Origin of the sequence: Vibrio sp. 1562, from assembly GCF_033340155.1 — a bacterium.
GTDB lineage: Bacteria > Pseudomonadota > Gammaproteobacteria > Enterobacterales > Vibrionaceae > Vibrio > Vibrio alginolyticus.
This window is the reverse complement of record NZ_JAWOVY010000827.1, coordinates 1-506: the sequence shown is the minus strand read 5'-3', so window position 1 is coordinate 506 and position 506 is coordinate 1. Positions and strand designations below refer to the sequence as shown.

General features: G+C 44.1%; 1 protein-coding gene. It reads left to right on the top strand.

What is annotated here, in order from left to right; translation table 11 throughout:
• Positions 1-44: 44 nt before the first annotated feature.
• A partial coding sequence (locus tag R7Z49_RS27900) for a cytochrome c-553 (RefSeq protein WP_318112901.1) occupies positions 45-506 on the top strand: 462 nt, incomplete at its 3' end.

Sequence of the window (506 nt, the reverse complement as noted above, 5' to 3'; positions counted from 1 at the left end):
CTGGTTTTGATTAACAAAGATAATTACTACGGAGTCAGTCTAATATGCACCAACTAATTAAATTATCTCTAAAATTTTCCTCGGTGTTAGCCATTAGCTCAGTTTTGGCCTCCCACAGTTTAGCGTCACCAAGTGAGCTAATTTCACAACATGAATGTGAAGCTTGTCATGGGCCAAACGGTGTTAGCTCAGACACGAATATTCCGACCATCGCAGGGATTCCCGAGTTCAACTTTTTCGACCAGATGTTGCGTTACCTTGAAGGCAGACCCTCAGCTTCGGTTAATCACGTATACGGAGACACGAGCCAAAAAGGCGACATGGTGACGATAGTCAAATCTTTATCTGAAGCGCAGATTGAAGAGTTAGCAAAACATTATGCTGGGCTTGAGTTTGTGCCTGCTAAGCAGTCTTTTGATCAAGCGTTAGCGATGAAAGGTAAGGCTATCCACGCGAAAAGTTGCGAGAACTGTCATTCGGATGGTGGCAGTAACGCTCTGGATGAA